The organism is Coralloluteibacterium thermophilum, assembly GCF_042654365.1.
Lineage (GTDB): Bacteria > Pseudomonadota > Gammaproteobacteria > Xanthomonadales > Xanthomonadaceae > Coralloluteibacterium > Coralloluteibacterium thermophilum.
On sequence record NZ_JBHSGG010000035.1, the window covers coordinates 45,941 to 63,900 of the forward strand.

The window sequence follows — 17,960 nt, forward strand, 5'->3', positions numbered from 1 at the left end:
GTGATTGCGAAAGGTGGAACGGTTGAGGGATGGAACGGAACGCTTAGTGCGTGTCTTCGGCGAGGCTCAGGTAGACGATCGAGAGCATCATGAAGATGAAGGCCTGCAGCGGGATCACCAGGATGTGGAACAGCATCCAGCCGAGACCGAACAGGCCGCCGGCGAGGGCGCCGAGGAGCCCCGCGCCGCCCAGCACCCAGATCAGCAGGAACACGATCTCGCCGCCGAACATGTTTCCGAACAGACGCATCGCCAGCGAGATCGGCTTGCTCACCCACTCCACGATGTTGATGAGCAGGTTGAACGGCATCATCCACTTGCCGAAGGGCGCCGTCAGGAACTCGTGGGAGAGACCGCCCACGCCCTTGGCGCGGAGCGCGAAGAACAGGGTCAGGAAGAACACGCTGATCGAGAGGCCGAGCGTCGCGTTGACGTCGGCGGTCGGCACCGGCTTCCAGTAGCCCACGCCGAGCAGCTCGAGCGGGCGCGCGATGAAGTCCGCCGGCACCATCTTCAGCAGGTTCATCATGAGGATCCAGAAGAACAGGGTGATCGCGATGGGCGTCACCAGCTTGCTGGAGCCGTGGTAGGTGTCCCGCGCCTGGCGGTCGACGAATTCGAGGAGGATCTCGACGAAGGCCTGCCACTTGCCCGGCACGCCGGCGGTCGCCTTGCGCGTGCCCAGCCAGAAGGCCACGACGATGATCAGGCCCATGATCACCGCGGTGATCAGGGTGTCGAGGTGCAGGGTCCAGAAGCCGCCCTCGCCGACCGAGAGGGTCAGGTTCTGGAGGTGGTGCTGGATGTAGCCGGTCGGAGTGAGTTCCGCGTCGGTTGCCATGAGTCTTGAAGATTCCCGAAAGGATTCCGATCAGTGTCCGGCCGGAGCCGGTCGCACATCCGTTTTCGCCGTCAGCGGACCAGCCACGGCAGGCACAGCAGGCAGCCCACGTACGCCGCCACCGCACCGGCGAAGACCGCAGCCGCCGGCAGCGCCGGCGCCGCCATGGCCAGGGCCAGGCCGACGCCGATCACGACCCACTTCAGGATCGAGCCGACCAGCAGGCGGGCGAAGACGCGACCCGCCGAGACCACCGGCGCCTGCAGCCCCGTACGCCAGCCGAACACCGCGAACCCAGCAGCGACGACGGCGGCGCCGACCAGAAAAGCCTTCGCGTGCGCGCCATGCCCGAGCAGTGCGATCACGACCGCGCCCACCAGACCCAGAACGATCTGGACGGCGGGCAACAGCAGCGCATTGCGGACGATGGCGCGGTTCGCGGGGGCCAAGCCGGAAGAAGGGCGATCCAAAGCCGCGAGATTTTAGCAGCCGCTTTCAGGCAGCAGCAAGCCAGCAGGCGGCTTTTCGCCGCAGGAGCGCCCCGGCACCGGCGGTCCGGGACCGCTGCCGGGACACCGCGCGGGCCATCCTTCACGCTCGCCGCACCGCGGCGGGCCGTAAACTGCACCGCACGGCGCCAGTCGCCCACGCCTGACAAGAAAAAAGCTCAAGGACCCCGATGACGATGAAGACCCCCCACGCGCTCGCCCTCGCCCTGTTCGGCGCCTCCGCCGTCGCCGCGCCCGCCTCCGGCCAGAACTGGGACGACCGGTTCACGCTCCGGCTCAGCGCGTTCAACCCGACCGCAGACCTGCGCCTCAGCGCCGACGGCGTCGCCACCGACGGCACCGAGACGGCGACCTTCGACGACGGCGCCACGCTGGAGTTCGGACGCGAGTGGCGCCCGCGGGGCGAGATCGAGTTCCGCATGACCGAGCGCCAGCGCCTGGTCGGCAACTACTACGACTACCGCCGCAGCCAGAGCCGTACCTGGGGCGGCGGTTTCCTCGACCCGGGCGACTACTTCGATCCCGGCGAGCCGGGCGTGCCGGACGAGCCCGTCGAGGTGCCCGAGGTCGACGTCGATGGCCGCCTGAACTTCAGCCTCGCCAGCCTCAACTACGAGTATTCGCCGGTCGAGACCGAGACCCTGCGCTGGGGCATCGGCCTGGGCCTGGCCTATGCGGAGCTTGAGGCCAATGCGACGGCGACGTCCACGCCCACGGAGGATCTCGACCCCGAGTCGGTCTCCTATCGGTGGAAGCGCACCGGCCTGTCCCCGGGCGTGTTCACCCGGCTCACCTGGGCGCCCGCCGAGCGCTGGCGCTTCAGCATCGAGGGCCAGTACTTCGACACCCGCTGGGGCGACTTCCTCGACGAACGCGGCCACTTCGAGCGCGGCGGCCTGATCGCGGAGTACCTGGTCAGCGAGCGCATGGGCATCCACGTCGGCTACGACTGGTTCCGCCTGAAGCTCTCCGACGACTATCGCGGCACCGTGCCTGCGAGCGAGGAGGCCGGCACCGGCGAGATCGCCTACGACGGCACGATCACCGGCCAGCTCAAGGTGCACGGCCCGATGGCCGGCGTCACGTTCCGCTTCTGAGCCGACACGCGGCAACGGAGAACGCCCCGGGAAGCCGGGGCGTTTTTCGTTGGGCCGGGCCCTGGGCCCTGGGCCCTGGGCTTGGGGCTTGGGGCTTGGGGCTTGGGGCGTGCGGCGTGGGCCCTATGCCCTATGCCCTATGCCCTATGCCCTGGCCGGGGCTCAGGGCTCAGGGCTCAGGGCTCAGGGCAGGGCGGTAGAGCCTCAGCGATGAACCGCCCCATGCCCCACGCCCCAGGCCGTGCCCCTGCCTGCTCTGCCCGTTCCCGGACCTACTTCTTCTTCGGAATGTACAGATCCGTGATCGTCCCCTCGTAGACCTCGCTCGCCATCGCCACCGACTCCGACAGCGTCGGATGCGGGTGGATGCTGGCGGCGATGTCCGCGGCCTCGGCACCCATCTCGATGGCGAGGGCGAGCTCGGCGATGAGGTCGCCGGCATGCACGCCGACGATGCCGGCGCCGATGACGCGGTGGGTGTCCTCGTCGAAGATCAGCTTGGTGAAGCCTTCGGTCCGGCCCAGGCCGATGGCGCGACCGCTGGCGGCCCAGGGGAACTTGCCGACGCCGACCTTGAGGCCCTTGGCGCGCGCCTCGGTCTCGGTCACGCCGACCCAGGCGATCTCCGGGTCGGTGTAGGCCACCGAGGGGATCACCCGCGCCACCCATTCGCGCTTCTCGCCGGCGGCGACCTCGGCCGCCAGGCGCGCCTCGTGGGTCGCCTTGTGCGCCAGCATCGGATTGCCGACCAGGTCGCCGATCGCGTAGATGTGCGGCACGTTGGTGCGCATCTGCCGGTCGACGGGAATGAAGCCGCGCTCGGTCACGGTCACGCCGGCCTTGTCCGCGTCGATCCGGCCGCCGTTGGGCGTCCGCCCCACGGCGACCAGGACGCGGTCGTAGGTCTGCGCGGCAGGGGCATTCGTGCCCTCGAACGAGACGGTCAGGCCCTTCTTGTCCGCATCCACCTTCGCCGCCCGGGTGCCGAGGTGGACGACCACGCCCTGCTTCTTCAGGCGATCGGCGAGGGGCTTGACCAGGTCCTTGTCGGCGCCCGGCATGATCTGCTCGCCCAGCTCGACGACCGTCACCTCGGCGCCCAGCGCACGGTAGACGGTCGCCATCTCCAGACCGATGATGCCGCCGCCCACCACGAGGAGCCGCTTCGGCACGTCGGCCAGCGCGAGCGCGTCGGTGGAGTCCATCACCCGCGGGTCGTCCCACGGGAAACCGGGCAGCTTCAGCGCCTGCGAGCCGGCGGCAATGATGGCCTGCTCGAACTTCACCAGCGTGGTGCCGCCGTCGGCCGCGACGACCTCGATCTCGTGGGGCGACACGAAGCGCCCCGTGCCCTCGACCACCCGCACCTTGCGCTGCCTGGCCATGCCGGCCAGGCCCTTGGTGAGCTGGCCGACCACCTTCTCCTTGTAGGCGCGCAGCGCGTCGAGCTCGATCTTCGGCGGGCCGAAGCTGACGCCGAACTCCGTCGCGTGGGCGGCGGCGTCGATCACCTCGGCCGCATGCAGCAGGGCCTTGGACGGAATGCAGCCGACGTTGAGGCAGACGCCGCCGAGCGTCGGGTAGCGCTCGATCAGCACCGTGTCGAGGCCGAGGTCGGCCGCGCGGAACGCTGCGGTGTAGCCGCCGGGGCCGGAACCGAGGACGACGATGCCGCACTCGACGTCGGGCGTGCGGCCCGAGGCGCCGGCGGCCTGCGGCGCGGCCGGACGCGCCGGTTCCTTCGGCGCTTCGGGCGACTTCGTCACCGGCGGCTGCGCACCGGGGTCCGCCTTCGGCGCGTCCGCACCGGCGTCGGCGGCGGCCTCGACCAGGGCGATGACCGCCCCCTCGCCGACGGTGTCGCCCACGCCGACGCGGATCTCGCGCACCACGCCGGTGACCGAGGACGGCACTTCCATCGTGGCCTTGTCCGATTCCAGGGTGACCAGGCCCTGGTCCTTGGCGACGGTGTCGCCCACCTGGACCAGGATCTCGATCACGGGCACGGCGTCGAAGTCGCCGATGTCGGGGACTCTGACTTCCTGGGTGTTGGCCATCACGGGTTCTCCGGAAACGTCGATAGGGGAATGCGCCGGCGCGTCACGACCGCTTCCCCCAGCTCAGGGTGTAGAGGTCGTGGCGGCGGTCGTTGAGGTTCTGCACGGTGCCGTCGTTGCGCGCGACCACGAGGTCGCTCAGGCGCAGGTCGGCGAAGGCGACCTGCTCGACGTTCGGCGTGGTGTCCGCGGCGACGCCGTCGCGCGCGAAGGGGAAGTCGCAGGGCGTGAGGATGCAGCTCTGCGCGTACTGGATGTCGAAGTTGTTCACCCCGGGCAGATTGCCGACGTTGCCCGAGAGCACCACGTAGCACTGGTTCTCGACGGCGCGCGCCTGCGCGCAGTAGCGCACGCGCAGGTAGCCTTCGCGGGTGTCGGTGCAGAAGGGCACGAACAGGATCATCGCGCCCTGGTCGACCAGGTGCCTGCCCAGCTCGGGGAACTCCGCGTCGTAGCAGATCATGACCCCGATCGGGCCGCAGTCGGTCATGATCGCGCGCGCCGTCGAGCCGCCGCCGATGCCCCACCAGGTCCGCTCGTTGGGCGTGGGGTGCAGCTTCTCGCGGGTGTGCAGCGACCCGTCGCGCAGCGCCACGTAGCAGATGTTGCGCACCTGCGCGTCGTCGCCCTCGCCGGTCCGGGTCGGATGCGAGCCGCCGACGATGTTGATGTTGTGGCGCACCGCCAGCTCCGACAGCAGGGTGGCGAAGCGCTCGGTGTAGCTCCCGAGCGCGAGCAGCGAATCCACCGGCGACTGCGGCGCGTTGGCGACCGACAGCAGCTGCAGGGTGAAGAGCTCGGGGAACACCACGAAGTCCGCGCGGTAGTCCGCGGCGATGTCGACGAAGTACTCGACCTGGGTGGCGAACTCCTCGAACGAGGCCACCCGGCGCTGCTGGTACTGCACCGTGGCGACGCGGACCGACTCCGGCAGCGGCCGGGCGGTGCCGCGCGGACCCGCCTTCGGGTCGATCTTCGGGTTGCGCCACACCAGGTGCGCCGCGTAGCCGCGCGACTCCGCGTCGAACGGCAGGTAGTCCGGCAGCACGCCGATCAGCTCGAAGCCGTTGCGCAGCTGGAAGCTGAGCGCGCGATCGCGGATGCGCCCGGCGCGCACGTCCTCGACATAGGCCTCGACGTCGTTGTCGTACTGCCGCGCGCGCCGCGCGAAGCCCGGCAGACGGCCGCCGAACACGATGCCCTTCAGCCCCAGCTCCTGGCACAGCCGCTTGCGCTGCTCGTACAGGCGCCGGCCGATGCGCAGGCCGCGGAAGCGCGGGTCGACGCACACTTCCATGCCGTACAGCCAGTCGCCGGTGGACAGGTGCCGCGCGCCGTAGCCGCCGCCGGCGATCTCGATCCAGCGGTGCGGGCGCATCGCGCTGGCCTCGTCGATGCGGAAGGTCGCGCAGTAGCCGACCACCTCGTCCTCGTAGAGCGCGACGAACACGCCCTGCGGGAACTGCGCGACCTGGCCGGTGAGCATCTCCGGGCTGTAGCCGGCGCTGGCGCCGTACACGCGCTCGGTGAGGGCGACCACCGCCGGGATGTCGGCGACGGTCGCGTTGCGCAGGGTGAGCCGCGCGGTCTCGCGCGCCGTGCTCATCGCTGGCCTACAGCAGCACCCGGCGCATGTCGCCGAGGATCTTCGCCAGGTCCGCGGTGAAGCGCGCCGCGAGGGCGCCATCGATGACGCGGTGGTCGTAGGACAGCGACAGCGGCAGCATCAGGCGCGGCTGGAAGGCCTTGCCGTCCCACACCGGCTGCATGCTCGACTTCGACACGCCGAGGATGGCGACCTCGGGTGCGTTCACGATCGGCGTGAACGCCGTGCCGCCGATGCCGCCGAGCGAGCTGATCGAGAAGCAGCCGCCGCTCATGTCGGCCGAGGTGAGCTTGCCGTCGCGCGCCTTCTTCGCCAGCGCCGCGGTCTCCTGCGCGAGCTCGATCACGCCCTTCCGGTCCACGTCGCGCACGACCGGCACGACCAGGCCGTTCGGCGTGTCGGCGGCGAAGCCGATGTGGAAGTACTTCTTGAGCGTGAGGGTCTCGCCGGACGCGTCCAGCGAGGCGTTGAACTCCGGGTACTTCTTCAGCAGCGCGGCGGAGGCCTTGAGCAGGAAGGCAAGCATGGTGAGCTTGATGCCCGCCTTCTCGTTCTCCTTGTTGAGCGCGACGCGCAGGGCTTCCAGCTCGGTGATGTCGGCCTGGTCGAACTGGGTGACGTGCGGAATCATCGCCCAGTTGCGCGCGAGGTTGGCCCCGGAGAGCTTCTTGATGCGCGACAGCGGCTGGGTCTCGACCTCGCCGAACTTGGAGAAATCGACCTTCGGCCACGGCAGCAGGCTGAGCCTGTTGCCGCCGCCGGCCGCGGCCGGCCCGGCGCCCGCGGCACCGCCACCGGCCAGGGCCGACTTGACGAACTGCTGCACGTCCTCGCGGGTGATGCGGCCGCCGCGGGCGGTGCCGCTCACGCGGGTCAGGTCGACGCCGAGCTCGCGTGCGAACAGGCGCACCGCGGGGCTGGCATAGGGCACCTTCGCGGGCAGCAGCGCGTCGGCATCGAAGGCCACCGGCGGCGTGCGCGGGCCATCGGCGGCGGACACCGGCGGCGCCGCCTGCGGACGGTCGCCGGCCGCTTCCGCGTTGCCGCGCGCATCGCCGCGCGGTGCCTCGGACGCGGTGGTGTCCTCCACGGCGGTCGGCCGCGAGGCGGGCTCGGCTCCGGCAGCGTCGGCGGACGCACCGCCCTCGGCCTCGATCAGGGCCACGACCGTGCCCTCGCCGATGCTGTCGCCGACCTTGACCTTGAGCTCGCGCACCACGCCGGCCACGGACGAGGGCACTTCCATCGTGGCCTTGTCGGATTCCAGCGTGACCAGACCCTGGTCCTTGGCGACCGTGTCGCCCACCTGGACCAGGAGCTCGATCACCGGTACCGCGTCGAAATCGCCGATGTCGGGGACCCGCGCTTCCTGCAGGCCACCGGAAGCGGCAGGGGCCGGCGCCGGAGCGGGCGCGGCGGCCGCCTTCTTCCCTTCCGGCACGGCGGGTGCGGGTGCGGGTGCGGCGGCAGGGGCAGGGGCGGCGGCGGCGGCGTCCTCGCCGGCCTCCTCGATCACCGCGACCACGGCGCCTTCGCCGATGCTGTCGCCGACCTTGACCTTGATCTCGCGCACGACGCCGGCCACGGACGAGGGCACCTCCATGGTCGCCTTGTCGGACTCCAGCGTGACCAGCCCCTGGTCCCTGGCGACGGTGTCGCCCACCTGGACCAGGATCTCGATCACGGGCACTTCGTCGAAGTCGCCGATATCGGGGACCTTGGCTTCCTTCATCGCGGCCATGCGCACGACACCTGATTCAATGGACAAGGCATCCATTGTCGCCCCAGCGGCAATGGACGCCAAGCGCGATGACACCGCTGGCCACGAGACGCGGGCGTATGGGCCCGCGCGCGACGACGCCTAGTCCGCCCGCAGCAGGCGCAGCGCGTCGCCGGACGGCAGGCGCAGGTCCAGGGCGGACTGCAGGGCCTCGATCCGGCGGGCGGCGGCGCACAGGGCCTCGGCCTTGGGTTCGAGCGCCGCCGCCGGACCCGTCACCCGGCGCTCGATCTCCTCGCCCATCCGGGCCATCCGCGCCTCGAAGCCGTCGGCGCCCTGGCCGCCGCGCAGCGCGACGGCCAGCGATTCACGCACGGCGCCGGCGACCAGTCCCGGCATGAACTCGGCGAGGATCGGGCGGACCAGGTCGGCGGCGAGCGCCTCCGTCTCCGCACCCTGCAGCCGGCCTCCGCCGCCGAACGCCAGCGCGGCGCCCTCGTTCCAGCGCGCCCGCAGCCGTTCGCGGCCGGCATCCAGCCGCGCCAGCGCCTCGGGCTGCGCACCGAAGCCGCGCGCCACCTCGCCGAGTGCGGCGAAGGCGATGTCCACGGCGTCGAGCGCGACCTCCCTGAGCAGGGGGACCGCCTCGCCGAGCAGGCGTTCGATCTCGCGGATGCGGCGACCGTCCGCCGCGGACAGCACGACCTCGCTGCCGTCCAGCCACAGCCTGCCGCCGCCGATGGCGACGTCCCGCGTCGGCCCGCCGTCGCCCTGGCGCTCGAAGACGAACGCCTTCCCGTGCGTGCGCGCCGCGTAGTCGCTCTGGATGCTGCAACGGGTGCCGCCGGACGCCCCTTCCACGCCGGCGGCCACTGGCCCCGCCGCGGCCAGCGCCGCCACCAGTCCCATCGTCGTCAGGCGCATCGTTTCCTTCCTCGCGGCAGTGTCCGTGAGCGAAGGATCCTCCGCGCCCAGAGGTGCCGCCCGTGCCTCTTGCAGGAGTGACTTGCGGCAGGGTGGAGGACGTCACGGCCGGGTGACGCAGGGCGTTAAGCGCCAAGGTTAGCGAATCATTAAAGGGTCCTGAATTTTTCGTAATGACACGGTCATCACCTAATCACGTATTCATGCCCCGGTTCCTAATGTCTCCGGCGAGTCCGGCACCCCGACGGACGATCGACAAAAAAGAGACAGGAGTTCAGATCATGCGTACGTCCAAGCTTCTCGCACTCGCCATCGGCGGCGCGGTGTTCGCCACCCCCGTCGCGTTCGCGCAGAACCAGACCGGCAACAGCATGTGGGCCTACGGCACCAGCACCGGCCACAGCTTCAACGTCGTCGGCAGCTTCGCCCACATGGACACCAAGTCCAACACCGGCACCTTCGCCGGCGGCGCGGGTCGCGTCGACGGCGCGAACACCGGCACCCTGAGCCTGAGCTGGCTCTACAACGACGCCTTCGGCATCGAGCTGTGGGGCGCGGTGGACAAGTTCAGCCACGACGCCACCTACAACGGCGTCAAGGCCGCCACGCTGGATTCGCAGCCGCTGGGCCTGTCGGTGCAGTTCGGCCACAACTTCAACGACACCTTCCGCCCGTTCATCGGCCTCGGCTACCACGAGACCAACTACAGCAACGAGCGCGGCGTCGGCCCGCTGGAAGGCACCCGCGTCGGCGTGACCACCGCCAAGGGCGCGATGGGCACCATCGGCGTCGACCTGCTGGCCGGCGAAACCTGGTTCGTGCGCACCGACGCGCGTTACCTGCACAGCCGCCCGAGCCTGCGCCTCGAAGGGACCGGCGTGGGCGAAGCCCGCCTCGATCCGTGGGTGTACAGCGTCGGCATCGGTGCCCGCTTCTGATCGAAGCGCGGCGTCGCGAAAAAGGCCCGCATCCGCGGGCCTTTTTCTTTTCCCGGAAAGCGCGGCGGCGCGTCCTCAGCGCACGGCGGCGCGGTCGATGTGGACGAGGTCGAAGGGCCGTCCGGCCGGGCGCACGCTGAGCCCGGACTCGAGCCGGTCGATCTCCTCCAGGCGCGGGCACAGGCCGCGCGCCTCGGGCTCGAGCTGGGCGAGCTTCGCGCCCAGACGCGCCTCCAGCGCACCCTGCAGGCCGACCATGTCCTGGCGCAGGCGCCCGGCAGCGGCCAGGTCGCCCGACATCGCGGCCGCGAGCGCACGCTCGCCCAGGCCGGCCGCGACCAGCGGCACGATCTCGGCGACGATGGCCTGCATGTCGCGCTCGAAGGCATCGCCCTGCCAGTCGCGGGTACTGCGGCTGGCGTCGATGCGCGCATGCAGCTCACGGCGGCGCGCCTCCAGCACGCGGTCGAGCTCCGCGTCGCCCCGGCCGGTCGTCGCCGCGGCCTGCTCGCGCACCGCCTCGACCGCGAGATCGACCGCGCGCCGCGCCAGGGCCCGGACCTCGGGCACCAGCGCGTGGACGCGGGTCGAGATCAGCGCCAGCCGGTCGCGGTCCTCGAGGTTCAGGCGGGCGGCGACACCGTCCACCTCCAGGGCGCCGTCGGGCGCGAGTTCGAGCCGCTGGGGCGCAGGGGCCGCCCGCTCGAACAGCAGGCGCTGGCCGTCGAGGCTCAGGTCGTAGCTGCTGCTGGCGCCGCAGATGCCCTCGAGATCGGGCATGCCGGCCTGGGCCTGCGCCCCGGCGACGGGGTGCAGGCAACAGCCGAGGACGAGGAGGTGCAGGGAGGTCTTCTTGAAGGCGCGCATGCGCCGCACCTTGTCCTGCGGCGCGCGAACTCGCACTGAACCCGAGCGCCGCGGCGACACGGCCGCGGGCCCTCGGCTCACGTGGGCTCGCGGCGGTTGAGCGTCCTGCCGCGGCTGGCGGGATCGGCATGGTCGTCGGCGCGCCCGCCGTCGTGCTCCGTCGTCGGCAGCGCGCCGCTCTGGCGGGCGATGGCATCGCCGACGGACGCCGGGGCACCGGAGTCGTTCGGGGGCGCGCCCGGATAGGGCTCGCTGCGCGCCGCCTCCGCCTTCTTCTGTTCCAGCAGCGCCTGCGTGTTGGCCAGCGCCCGCTCGGGCGTGATCGCGGAGCCGCTTTCCTGCGCGCCGGCACCCGCTCCGCCGCCGGCGGAACGCGACGACGAACGGCCGCTGCGGCCACCGCCGGACGCCGGCGATGTCTCCTCCGCGCGCTTTCCCGCGGCCTTGCGGGGCGTCCCGCCGGAGGCCTTCTTCGGCGTCGCCGTCCTACGGGTCGCGGTCTTGCGGGCGGTCTTCGCGGGCGCGGCGCCGTCGCTGCGGCCGGACGCGCTCTTCCCGCGCGTCGCGGAGGACGTTCCACCTGCCGTCGTCCTCGTGGCGCCCTTCTTCGCGCCGCTCTTCGTGGCCGCGGCGCTCTTCGTGCCCGCGCCCGTCTTCGTCGCGACCTTCTTCCCCGCGGCCTTGCTGGCGGCGGTCTTCTTCGCCGCGTTCCTGCCCGTCGCGGTGGAGCCGGTCGCCGAGCGGGCGGTCGTGGTCTTCCGGGCGCCCGCGGCCGCCTTCCTGGCCGTCGTCTTCTTCGCTGTCGTCTTCTTCGCTGTCGCCTTCCTCGCCGTCGTCTTCCCGGCCGCTGTCGTCCTGGCGGCCGACTTCTTTGCCGCGGTCTTCTTCGCGCTGGACTTCTTCGCGGTGGACTTCGCCGCCGTCTTCTTGGCGCCGGCGCGCGCGGCGCCGGCGGCCGGCATCGCGCTGCCGCGTCCGGCACCGTTGCCGCCGCGGCCGACCGCCGACTTCAACGCGGCACCGGCACGACCGGCCGCCGCGCCGAGCGCATCGATCGCCTTGCGGGCGGTTCCGGCGGCGCCCGCGCCGCCCTTGCGCGCGGAGGACGCGCCGCCCGCGGTGCGGGCCCTGGATTGGCCGGCGGACGTGCCGCGCGCGGCCGCTTTCTTCGCCGGGGTCGAACGCTTGGTAGCCATGCTGTCTCCTTCAGCGCCTGTGGTCGGGGCACGAGTGCCGGAAGCCTTGCGCATCCGGTCTCAACGTGATGCGAACATCAACGCGATCGAGGTCGCGCCGCTGCGCTGCCCGTCCGGGCCGAAACGCTGCTCGCGCAGGTGCACCCGTCCCGGCGCGACCAACGCCAGCGTGGTGGCACGGGTGCCGTAGTCGCGGCCGCGGATGAAGGCCGGCGACAGCGCGCGCTCCAGGGCAGGCGGCACGCCGGTATCGGGAAGTTCGGCGTCGGCGGCGACGCTCTCGTCCGCCATGGCGGCGAACAGGCGCGCCGGTTCCTCGTCCCCCGCCTCCAGCCAGGCGGAAAGCGCCGCCGCGGCATGGCGGCTCTTCGGCCAGTCCGCGCCGAAGTCGCCGTTCGAGACCGCATGCACGCCCTCGGGCACCGCATGCGCGCGCCATGCCGGATGGTTGCCGACGTACCAGAGCGCAGCGCCGTCGGCGAGCAGCAGGTTGAACCGGCCATAGGCGACCGCATTGCGCTCCAGCGCCCGCGCTGCCGCCTCCGCGCCCAGTCCGCCGGCGACGAAGCCGGTGACCAGGCCGCCGCGCGAGCGGCCGCCGGCGGCATCGGCGAGGCCGCGGCGCACGTTGGTGACGGCGGCAAGCCGTCCCTGCGGGCCGACCTGCAGCCAGCCGCCCCCCTGCAGGAGGTCGCGCCCGCCGTACACGCCGGGGTGTTCCGGGTGCGGCCCCGCGGCGACCGCAGGACGGGCATGGGCTTCGTCGCGATTGGCCACCAGGACGAGCGGCCAGCGCGGATGGACGCGCCAGGCGAGGGCGATCAGGCACATGGTCGAAGGCTGCAGCGTGCGGAGGTCGGCATGGTGCACCCACGCGCGCCGGGCGCGCAGCGGACGATGCGCCTCACGCGGTCCCGGAGTCGATCTCGCCGATCAGCCGGACGAGCTCCTCGAGCCGGTCCACCTGCGCGGCCAGCGTGCGGCCCTGCTCGCCCTTACCGGCCAGGGCGGCCAGGCCGGCGCGCAGGGTCTCGCAGAGGTCGCGCGCGGCCTCGACGAGCCTCGCCTTCCGCTCCGCGATGTCCTGGATGTCGCTGAAGAAGGGATCGTGTGCAGTCATTCGGGAACGCCTCCTCGTCGGGGACGACACGAATAGCCGAGGACACCGGAGATGCACGTGAGCACGCCGCGGCCCGTGCCCGTCGGCGGCTGCGGCCATGGGGTCCTGCGACAGCCGCGGTACATGCACGCGAGTCCGGCGTGCAGGGGCATGTCCATGGCCCGTGAGTTCGGCGCGCCGCGATGAAACGCTGGCGCGCACAGGCCGACAGGCGTTCGATCCGGCGCCCGCACCTCGACGTGCGCTCAACCCGCGAACCCGCAAGGTCGAGATTCCCCCTCGTGCTGTACGCGTCCCCCGCGCCAACGGCAGCCATCCAGGAGCCACCACCGATGTTCGCGCACAACAAGCGTCTGCAATACACCGTCCGCGTCTCCGAGCCGAACCCCGGCCTCGCCAACCTCATGCTCGAGCAGTTCGGCGGCCCGCAGGGCGAGCTCGCCGCGGCCATGCGCTACTTCACCCAGGGCCTCGCCGAGGACGATCCGGGCCGCAAGGACATGCTGCTCGACATCGCCACCGAGGAGCTCAGCCACCTGGAGGTGATCGGCACCATCATCGCCATGCTCAACAAGGGCGCGAAGGGACGGTTGGCCGAGGCGATCGACCAGGAAGCCGAGGCCTACCGCGCGCTGCAGGGCGCGGGCAACGACAGCCACGTCACCCACATCCTCTACGGCGGCGGCCCCGCGCTGATCAACTCCGCCGGGCAGCTGTGGAACGCCGGCTACATCGACTCCATCGGCGAGCCCACCGCCGACCTGCGCTCGAACATCGCCGCCGAGGCGCGGGCCAAGATCGTCTACGAGCGCCTGATCAACGTCACCACCGACCCCGGCATCAAGGACGCGCTGGCCTTCCTGATGACGCGCGAGGTCGCGCACCAGCGCTCCTTCGAGCGCGCGCTGTACTCCATGACCGACAACTTCCCGCCCGGCAAGCTGCCGCCGGTGCCGCAGTACGCCAACCTCTACATCAACACCTCGCAGGGCCCGGGCGACATGCGCGGCCCGTGGAACCAGGGCGAGCCCTGGGAGTACGTCGACGACCGCGAGGAACAGCTCGACGTGGACGGCGGCGGCGGCTCGGCCACGGTGGAGCTCGACGGCACGTCCGCCGACGCGGTGGCCGCGATGGCCGACCGGCTCGCCTCCGACCCGACCTCCGAACCGCTGACCGGGCTCGACCTGGGCGTCGGCGCTCCCAAGCAGCGCGACGGCGAGGCCGTCTGAAACCCACCCGCTCCAACCACTACAACCGACAAAGGAGACGACGATGGCAACCGATCCCAAGGAACGTCTGCTTCAGTGGCTGCGCGACGCGCACGCCATGGAGGCCCAGGCCGAGACCATGCTCAAGGCACAGTCCGAGCGCATCAAGCACTACCCGGCGCTGGAGGCGCGGATCGCCGAGCACATCAAGGAGACCGAGGGCCAGAAGCAGCTTCTGGAGGGCTGCATCACCCGGCTCGGCGGCAGCATCCCGACCATGAAGGACGCCGCCGGCAAGATGATGGCCACCTTCCAGGGCCTGGGCGGCGCGATGATGAGCGACGAGGTGGTCAAGGGCATGGGCATCAGCTACGCCTTCGAGCACCTCGAACAGGCGACCTACCGCGCGCTGATCGCGGCGGCCGACGCTTGCGGCGACGCCGAGACGCGGCGCGTCTGCGAGCAGATCCTGGAACAGGAGGAGGCCATGGGCCGCTGGCTCGCCGAGAACCAGGCGCAGGTGGTGCAGGCCTTCCTGGCCCGCGACGCGGCGCCGGACACGGAAGCCAAGCGCTGATCCGGGCGCCGATCCAGGCGCCCTCCGCGACGACGACGCCCGGCAACCGCCGGGCGTCGTCGTGTCCGGCCGTCAGAACCCGCCGCCGGCGTCGAGCCAGGCCTGCTCGGCAGGACTGCTGCGGCGACCGAGGGCGGCGTTCCGGTGCGGGAAGCGGCCGAAGCGCGCGATCACGTCGCGGTGCTGGCGGGCATAGTCGCTGAACAGCGCGAAGGCCTCCGCCTGCGCGGGCGGCGCCTCGGCCTCCAGCGCCTCGAACAGCGCCACCGCGCGCTCCTGCAGCGTCACGTCCTCGGCGTGCTCCAGCGGCAGGTAGGCGAAGGCCCGCCGCACCGGCGCGAGCAGCCGGTCGCTGCCGCGCGCGATGCCGTCCAGTGCGATGGCCTGGGCCCGCGGGTCGCCGGCGAACGCGCGGGCGTCGCCGCGATAGAGGTTGCGCGGGAACTGGTCGAGCACGATCAGCAGCGCCAGCCAACCGTCGGCGCTCGCGCACCAGTCGTCGTGCGCGCCGTGCAGTGCCTCGGTCACCAGGACGCCGAAGCGCGCCTCGATCTGCGCGTCCAGCGCCGGGTCGGCACGGAACCAGCGGTCGATGGCCTCGCCCGGGACCGGGCGGTCCGCGGGCAGCGGACGGTCGAACCAGAAGGCGAGCACGGCCTCGGCGTCGGGACGGTTCATGCGTCCTCCGCGATGGCGTCGTAGCCGCGCTCGCTGAACGCGACGAGGCAGAAGCCGTTGCCGAAGGGATCGGCGAACTGCGCGATGCGTCCCCAGGCATGGCTGCGGACCGGGCCTTCCGCGCTGGCGCCCGCGGCGAGCGCGCGGCGGCAGGCCGCGTCGAGGTCGTCCACGACGAAATCGGCGTGCACCGGCGTCCAGTGCCGCGCGTAGTCGCGCACGCTGTCCGCCGCGGCGCGCGTGCCGGCCTTGTTCTCGAGGAGGTAGATCGGCGCGTCGGTGCCGAGCAGCTCGAGCACGCCGCCGCCGAAGCGGCGTCCGACCCGCAGGTCGAGCGCCGCACAGTAGAACGCCTCGGCCCGCTCGAGGTCCTCGACGTCGATGTTGATCAGCAATCCGGGCATGCCGGCCTCCGGGGTGGACGGAGGCCGGAGTCTAGAACCCTCAGTCGTCGCGTTCGGTGACGACGCGGCCGTCCTCGGGGTCGAGGCGGAGCTCGACCTTGCGGCCGTTGCGGTCGGCCTCGGCCTTCCACAGACCGTCGTCGAACTCGACGTCGCGCACGTTCGCGTAGCCCTCGGCGGTGAGCGAGGCCTTGATGTCGTCGGCGGTCAGTGCGGAGGTCGCGGTGTCCGGATAGATCTTGCCGGTCGCCGGGTCGAGGCGGACGTCGATGCGGCGGCCGTCGCCGCTGGTGGCGTCGGCTTCCCAGAGGCCGTCGTCGAACTCGACGTCGCGCACCTCGGTGTAGCCCGCCTCGGTGAGGGCCTGGCGGACCTCGCTGGCGGTCATGGAGCCGGAGGCGGGCGTCTGCGCGAGCGCCGCGCCCGAGGCGAAGGCGCCCGCGACGAGCAGGGCCAGGAGTCGCTTGTGCATGGTTCACCTCTTCGTTCTTCGGGGAGGTGACGCACTCTTGGCGCGGCGCGCTCAGGAGGAAGTGAAGGGCGCGGCGGGCCGTTCATCTTGCCGCTGCGGCGCCGGCGCGCGGCGCGCGACAATGCGCGCCCGACGCCGGGCCGCCACGCATGCGCAAGATCGTCCACATCGACATGGATGCCTTCTACGCGAGCGTGGAGCAGCGCGACGATCCCGCGCTGCGCGGGCGTCCGGTGATCGTCGGCGGCAGCGGGCCGCGCTCCGTGGTGTGCGCCGCGAGCTACGAGGCGCGCGCCTACGGCGTGCGCTCCGCCATGCCGGGCACCCGTGCGCGGCGGCTCTGCCCGGACGGCGTGTTCGTGCCGCCCGACTTCGCGCGCTATCGCGCGGTGTCGCGCCAGGTCCGGGCGATCTTCCACCGCCATACCGACCTGGTCGAGCCGCTCTCGCTCGACGAGGCCTACCTGGACGTCACCCGGAACCGCGCGGGACTGCCCACGGCGACCGCGGTGGCGCAGGCCATCCGCGCCGAGATCCGCGCCGAGACCGGCCTGACCGCCTCGGCCGGCATCGCGCCCAACAAGTTCCTGGCCAAGATCGCCTCCGACTGGCGCAAGCCCGACGGCCTCTTCGTGCTCCATCCCGGGCGGATCGAGGCCTTCCTGACCCCGCTGCCGGTCGGCCGGCTGCCGGGGGTGGGGCGGGTGATGGAGGCGAAGCTGACGGAGCTGGGCGTGTCCACCGTCGGCGACCTGCGGGCCCTGCCGCTGGAGGCGCTCGAGGCCCGCTTCGGGCGCTGGGGCCGGCGCCTGCACGGGCTGGCGCGCGGCATCGACGAGAACCCGGTGCAGCCGCAGCGCCCGTCGCTGCAGGTCTCGGCCGAGGACACCTTCGAGACCGACCTCCCGCTGGACGCGCTGGCGCCCCACATCGAGCGGCTGGCCGCGCGCGCCTGGACGGCCGCACGGCGCGAGGGCCGGATCGGCCGTACCGTCGTGCTCAAGCTCAAGACAGCCGACTTCCGCATCCTCACGCGCAGCCTGTCGCCGCCGCGGCCGCCGTCCGGACTGGCCGCCTTCGCGCGCATCGCCCTCGACCTGCGCGCACGCGTGGAACTGCCGCGGAGCACCCGCTACCGGCTGGTCGGCGTGGGCCTGGGCAACCTGGTCGAGGCGGACGACCCACTGCTGCTGCAGGGCAGCCTCGACCTCCCCTGCTGAGCCTGCGTGCCCGCCGTCGGCGGCCCGACGGGGATCAGCGCCAGGGCTTCACCACCAGCAGGGCGCCCGCCGCGACCAGCAGCGCCCCGAGCAGGCGCGAGGGATCGGCCGGGCGCGCCGTGCCGAGCACGCCGAAGTGGTCGAGCACCAGGGCACCCACCAGCTGGCCGAACACCACCAGGCAGATCAGGCCGCCCGCGCCGAGCCGCGGCACCAGGGCGGTGCCCGCGAACACGAACAGTGCGCCGATCGCGCCGCCGAGCCACGCCCAGGGCGGCACTGCGCCCAGTCCCGGCCCCACCGCGGCCGGCCGCGTCACCAGCAGCGCCACCGCGAGCAGGGCGGTGCCGACCAGGAACGACATGAAGGCGGCGAAGAGCGCGCCGTAGGTCAGCACGCCCAGGCGCGCGTTGATGAGCGCCTGCAACGGCAACAGGACGCCGATGAGGACGGCGAGGACGATGGGGACGGCGGGCATCGGAGGCGGGGGCTGGGGACTGGGGACTGGGGGCTGGGGGCTGGG

General features: G+C 72.1%; 19 protein-coding genes. 5 read left to right on the forward strand and 14 right to left on the reverse strand.

The annotated features are described in order from the left end of the window. Window positions 1-43: 43 nt before the first annotated feature. Both atpB and ACFO3Q_RS12855 read right to left on the reverse strand, forming a co-directional pair. Complete coding sequence (gene atpB, locus ACFO3Q_RS12850; RefSeq protein ID WP_377005124.1) at window positions 44-841, reverse strand: F0F1 ATP synthase subunit A; 798 nt, start codon at window positions 839-841, stop codon at window positions 44-46. Between the two features lie 71 nt (window positions 842-912). Beyond that, window positions 913-1,290, reverse strand: coding sequence for a hypothetical protein (locus ACFO3Q_RS12855; protein ID WP_377005125.1), 378 nt, complete (start codon window positions 1,288-1,290; stop codon window positions 913-915). Between the two features lie 236 nt (window positions 1,291-1,526). Between ACFO3Q_RS12855 and ACFO3Q_RS12860 the strand changes: the two genes are divergently transcribed. Then, window positions 1,527-2,447: a TonB-dependent receptor gene (locus ACFO3Q_RS12860; protein ID WP_377005126.1), complete on the forward strand. Its 921-nt coding sequence runs from the start codon at window positions 1,527-1,529 to the stop codon at window positions 2,445-2,447. A 272-nt stretch (window positions 2,448-2,719) separates the two neighbouring features. Here the strand turns inward: ACFO3Q_RS12860 and lpdA are convergent, their stop codons facing one another. The 4 genes from lpdA to ACFO3Q_RS12880 form a co-directional block, all read right to left on the reverse strand. After that, window positions 2,720-4,504, reverse strand: coding sequence for a dihydrolipoyl dehydrogenase (lpdA, locus tag ACFO3Q_RS12865; RefSeq protein WP_377005127.1), 1,785 nt, complete (start codon window positions 4,502-4,504; stop codon window positions 2,720-2,722). Window positions 4,505-4,547: 43 nt separating this feature from the next. Then, window positions 4,548-6,110, reverse strand: coding sequence for a GNAT family N-acetyltransferase (locus ACFO3Q_RS12870; RefSeq protein WP_377005128.1), 1,563 nt, complete (start codon window positions 6,108-6,110; stop codon window positions 4,548-4,550). 7 nt (window positions 6,111-6,117) lie between these two features. Continuing rightward, window positions 6,118-7,851 carry a dihydrolipoyllysine-residue acetyltransferase gene (gene aceF / locus ACFO3Q_RS12875; protein WP_377005129.1) on the reverse strand — a complete coding sequence of 578 codons (1,734 nt, stop codon included), beginning with the start codon at window positions 7,849-7,851 and terminating at the stop codon, window positions 6,118-6,120. Between the two features lie 120 nt (window positions 7,852-7,971). After that, window positions 7,972-8,754, reverse strand: coding sequence for a DUF2884 family protein (locus ACFO3Q_RS12880; protein ID WP_377005130.1), 783 nt, complete (start codon window positions 8,752-8,754; stop codon window positions 7,972-7,974). Window positions 8,755-9,035: 281 nt separating this feature from the next. On the opposite strand from ACFO3Q_RS12880, the gene ACFO3Q_RS12885 reads away from it, so the two are divergent. Further along, the gene (locus ACFO3Q_RS12885) at window positions 9,036-9,692 is read left to right on the forward strand and encodes an OmpW/AlkL family protein (protein ID WP_377005131.1); all 657 of its coding nucleotides are present in this window, start codon (window positions 9,036-9,038) and stop codon (window positions 9,690-9,692) included. 75 nt (window positions 9,693-9,767) lie between these two features. Here ACFO3Q_RS12885 and ACFO3Q_RS12890 read toward each other — a convergent pair whose 3' ends face one another. The 4 genes from ACFO3Q_RS12890 to ACFO3Q_RS12905 form a co-directional block, all read right to left on the reverse strand. Beyond that, a complete protein-coding gene (locus ACFO3Q_RS12890) occupies window positions 9,768-10,559 on the reverse strand; it encodes a DUF2884 family protein (protein ID WP_377005132.1) in 792 nt (263 codons plus the stop codon). A gap of 77 nt (window positions 10,560-10,636) precedes the next feature. After that, entirely contained in the window at window positions 10,637-11,809 is a 1,173-nt protein-coding gene (locus tag ACFO3Q_RS12895) for a hypothetical protein (protein WP_377005133.1), read from the reverse strand. Between the two features lie 6 nt (window positions 11,810-11,815). Further along, window positions 11,816-12,586, reverse strand: coding sequence for an NRDE family protein (locus tag ACFO3Q_RS12900; RefSeq protein WP_377005134.1), 771 nt, complete (start codon window positions 12,584-12,586; stop codon window positions 11,816-11,818). 73 nt (window positions 12,587-12,659) lie between these two features. Then, window positions 12,660-12,875: a hypothetical protein gene (locus ACFO3Q_RS12905; RefSeq protein ID WP_377005135.1), complete on the reverse strand. Its 216-nt coding sequence runs from the start codon at window positions 12,873-12,875 to the stop codon at window positions 12,660-12,662. Between the two features lie 332 nt (window positions 12,876-13,207). On the opposite strand from ACFO3Q_RS12905, the gene ACFO3Q_RS12910 reads away from it, so the two are divergent. Together ACFO3Q_RS12910 and ACFO3Q_RS12915 are read left to right on the forward strand one after the other, a co-directional pair. Then, the gene (locus ACFO3Q_RS12910; protein ID WP_377005136.1) at window positions 13,208-14,107 is read left to right on the forward strand and encodes a manganese catalase family protein; all 900 of its coding nucleotides are present in this window, start codon (window positions 13,208-13,210) and stop codon (window positions 14,105-14,107) included. Between the two features lie 43 nt (window positions 14,108-14,150). Then, the gene (locus ACFO3Q_RS12915; protein WP_377005137.1) at window positions 14,151-14,663 is read left to right on the forward strand and encodes a ferritin-like domain-containing protein; all 513 of its coding nucleotides are present in this window, start codon (window positions 14,151-14,153) and stop codon (window positions 14,661-14,663) included. Window positions 14,664-14,735: 72 nt separating this feature from the next. On the opposite strand, the gene ACFO3Q_RS12920 is transcribed toward ACFO3Q_RS12915, so the two are convergent. From ACFO3Q_RS12920 to ACFO3Q_RS12930, 3 genes are read right to left on the reverse strand one after another with little or no spacing between them, the layout of a single operon-like run. Then, window positions 14,736-15,341, reverse strand: a complete 606-nt coding sequence (locus ACFO3Q_RS12920) for a DUF924 family protein (RefSeq protein WP_377005138.1) — start codon at window positions 15,339-15,341, stop codon at window positions 14,736-14,738. After that, window positions 15,338-15,745 (reverse strand): VOC family protein, encoded by a 408-nt coding sequence (locus ACFO3Q_RS12925; protein WP_377005139.1) that lies wholly within the window; start codon window positions 15,743-15,745, stop codon window positions 15,338-15,340. The genes ACFO3Q_RS12920 and ACFO3Q_RS12925 overlap by 4 nt, the downstream gene beginning before the upstream one ends. A gap of 40 nt (window positions 15,746-15,785) precedes the next feature. Then, complete coding sequence (locus ACFO3Q_RS12930) at window positions 15,786-16,217, reverse strand: PepSY domain-containing protein (protein ID WP_377005140.1); 432 nt, start codon at window positions 16,215-16,217, stop codon at window positions 15,786-15,788. Window positions 16,218-16,366: 149 nt separating this feature from the next. On the opposite strand from ACFO3Q_RS12930, the gene dinB reads away from it, so the two are divergent. After that, entirely contained in the window at window positions 16,367-17,437 is a 1,071-nt protein-coding gene (gene dinB, locus ACFO3Q_RS12935; RefSeq protein WP_377005141.1) for a DNA polymerase IV, read from the forward strand. A 34-nt stretch (window positions 17,438-17,471) separates the two neighbouring features. Here dinB and ACFO3Q_RS12940 read toward each other — a convergent pair whose 3' ends face one another. Continuing rightward, window positions 17,472-17,915 carry a DMT family transporter gene (locus ACFO3Q_RS12940; RefSeq protein ID WP_377005142.1) on the reverse strand — a complete coding sequence of 148 codons (444 nt, stop codon included), beginning with the start codon at window positions 17,913-17,915 and terminating at the stop codon, window positions 17,472-17,474. Window positions 17,916-17,960: the final 45 nt, after the last annotated feature.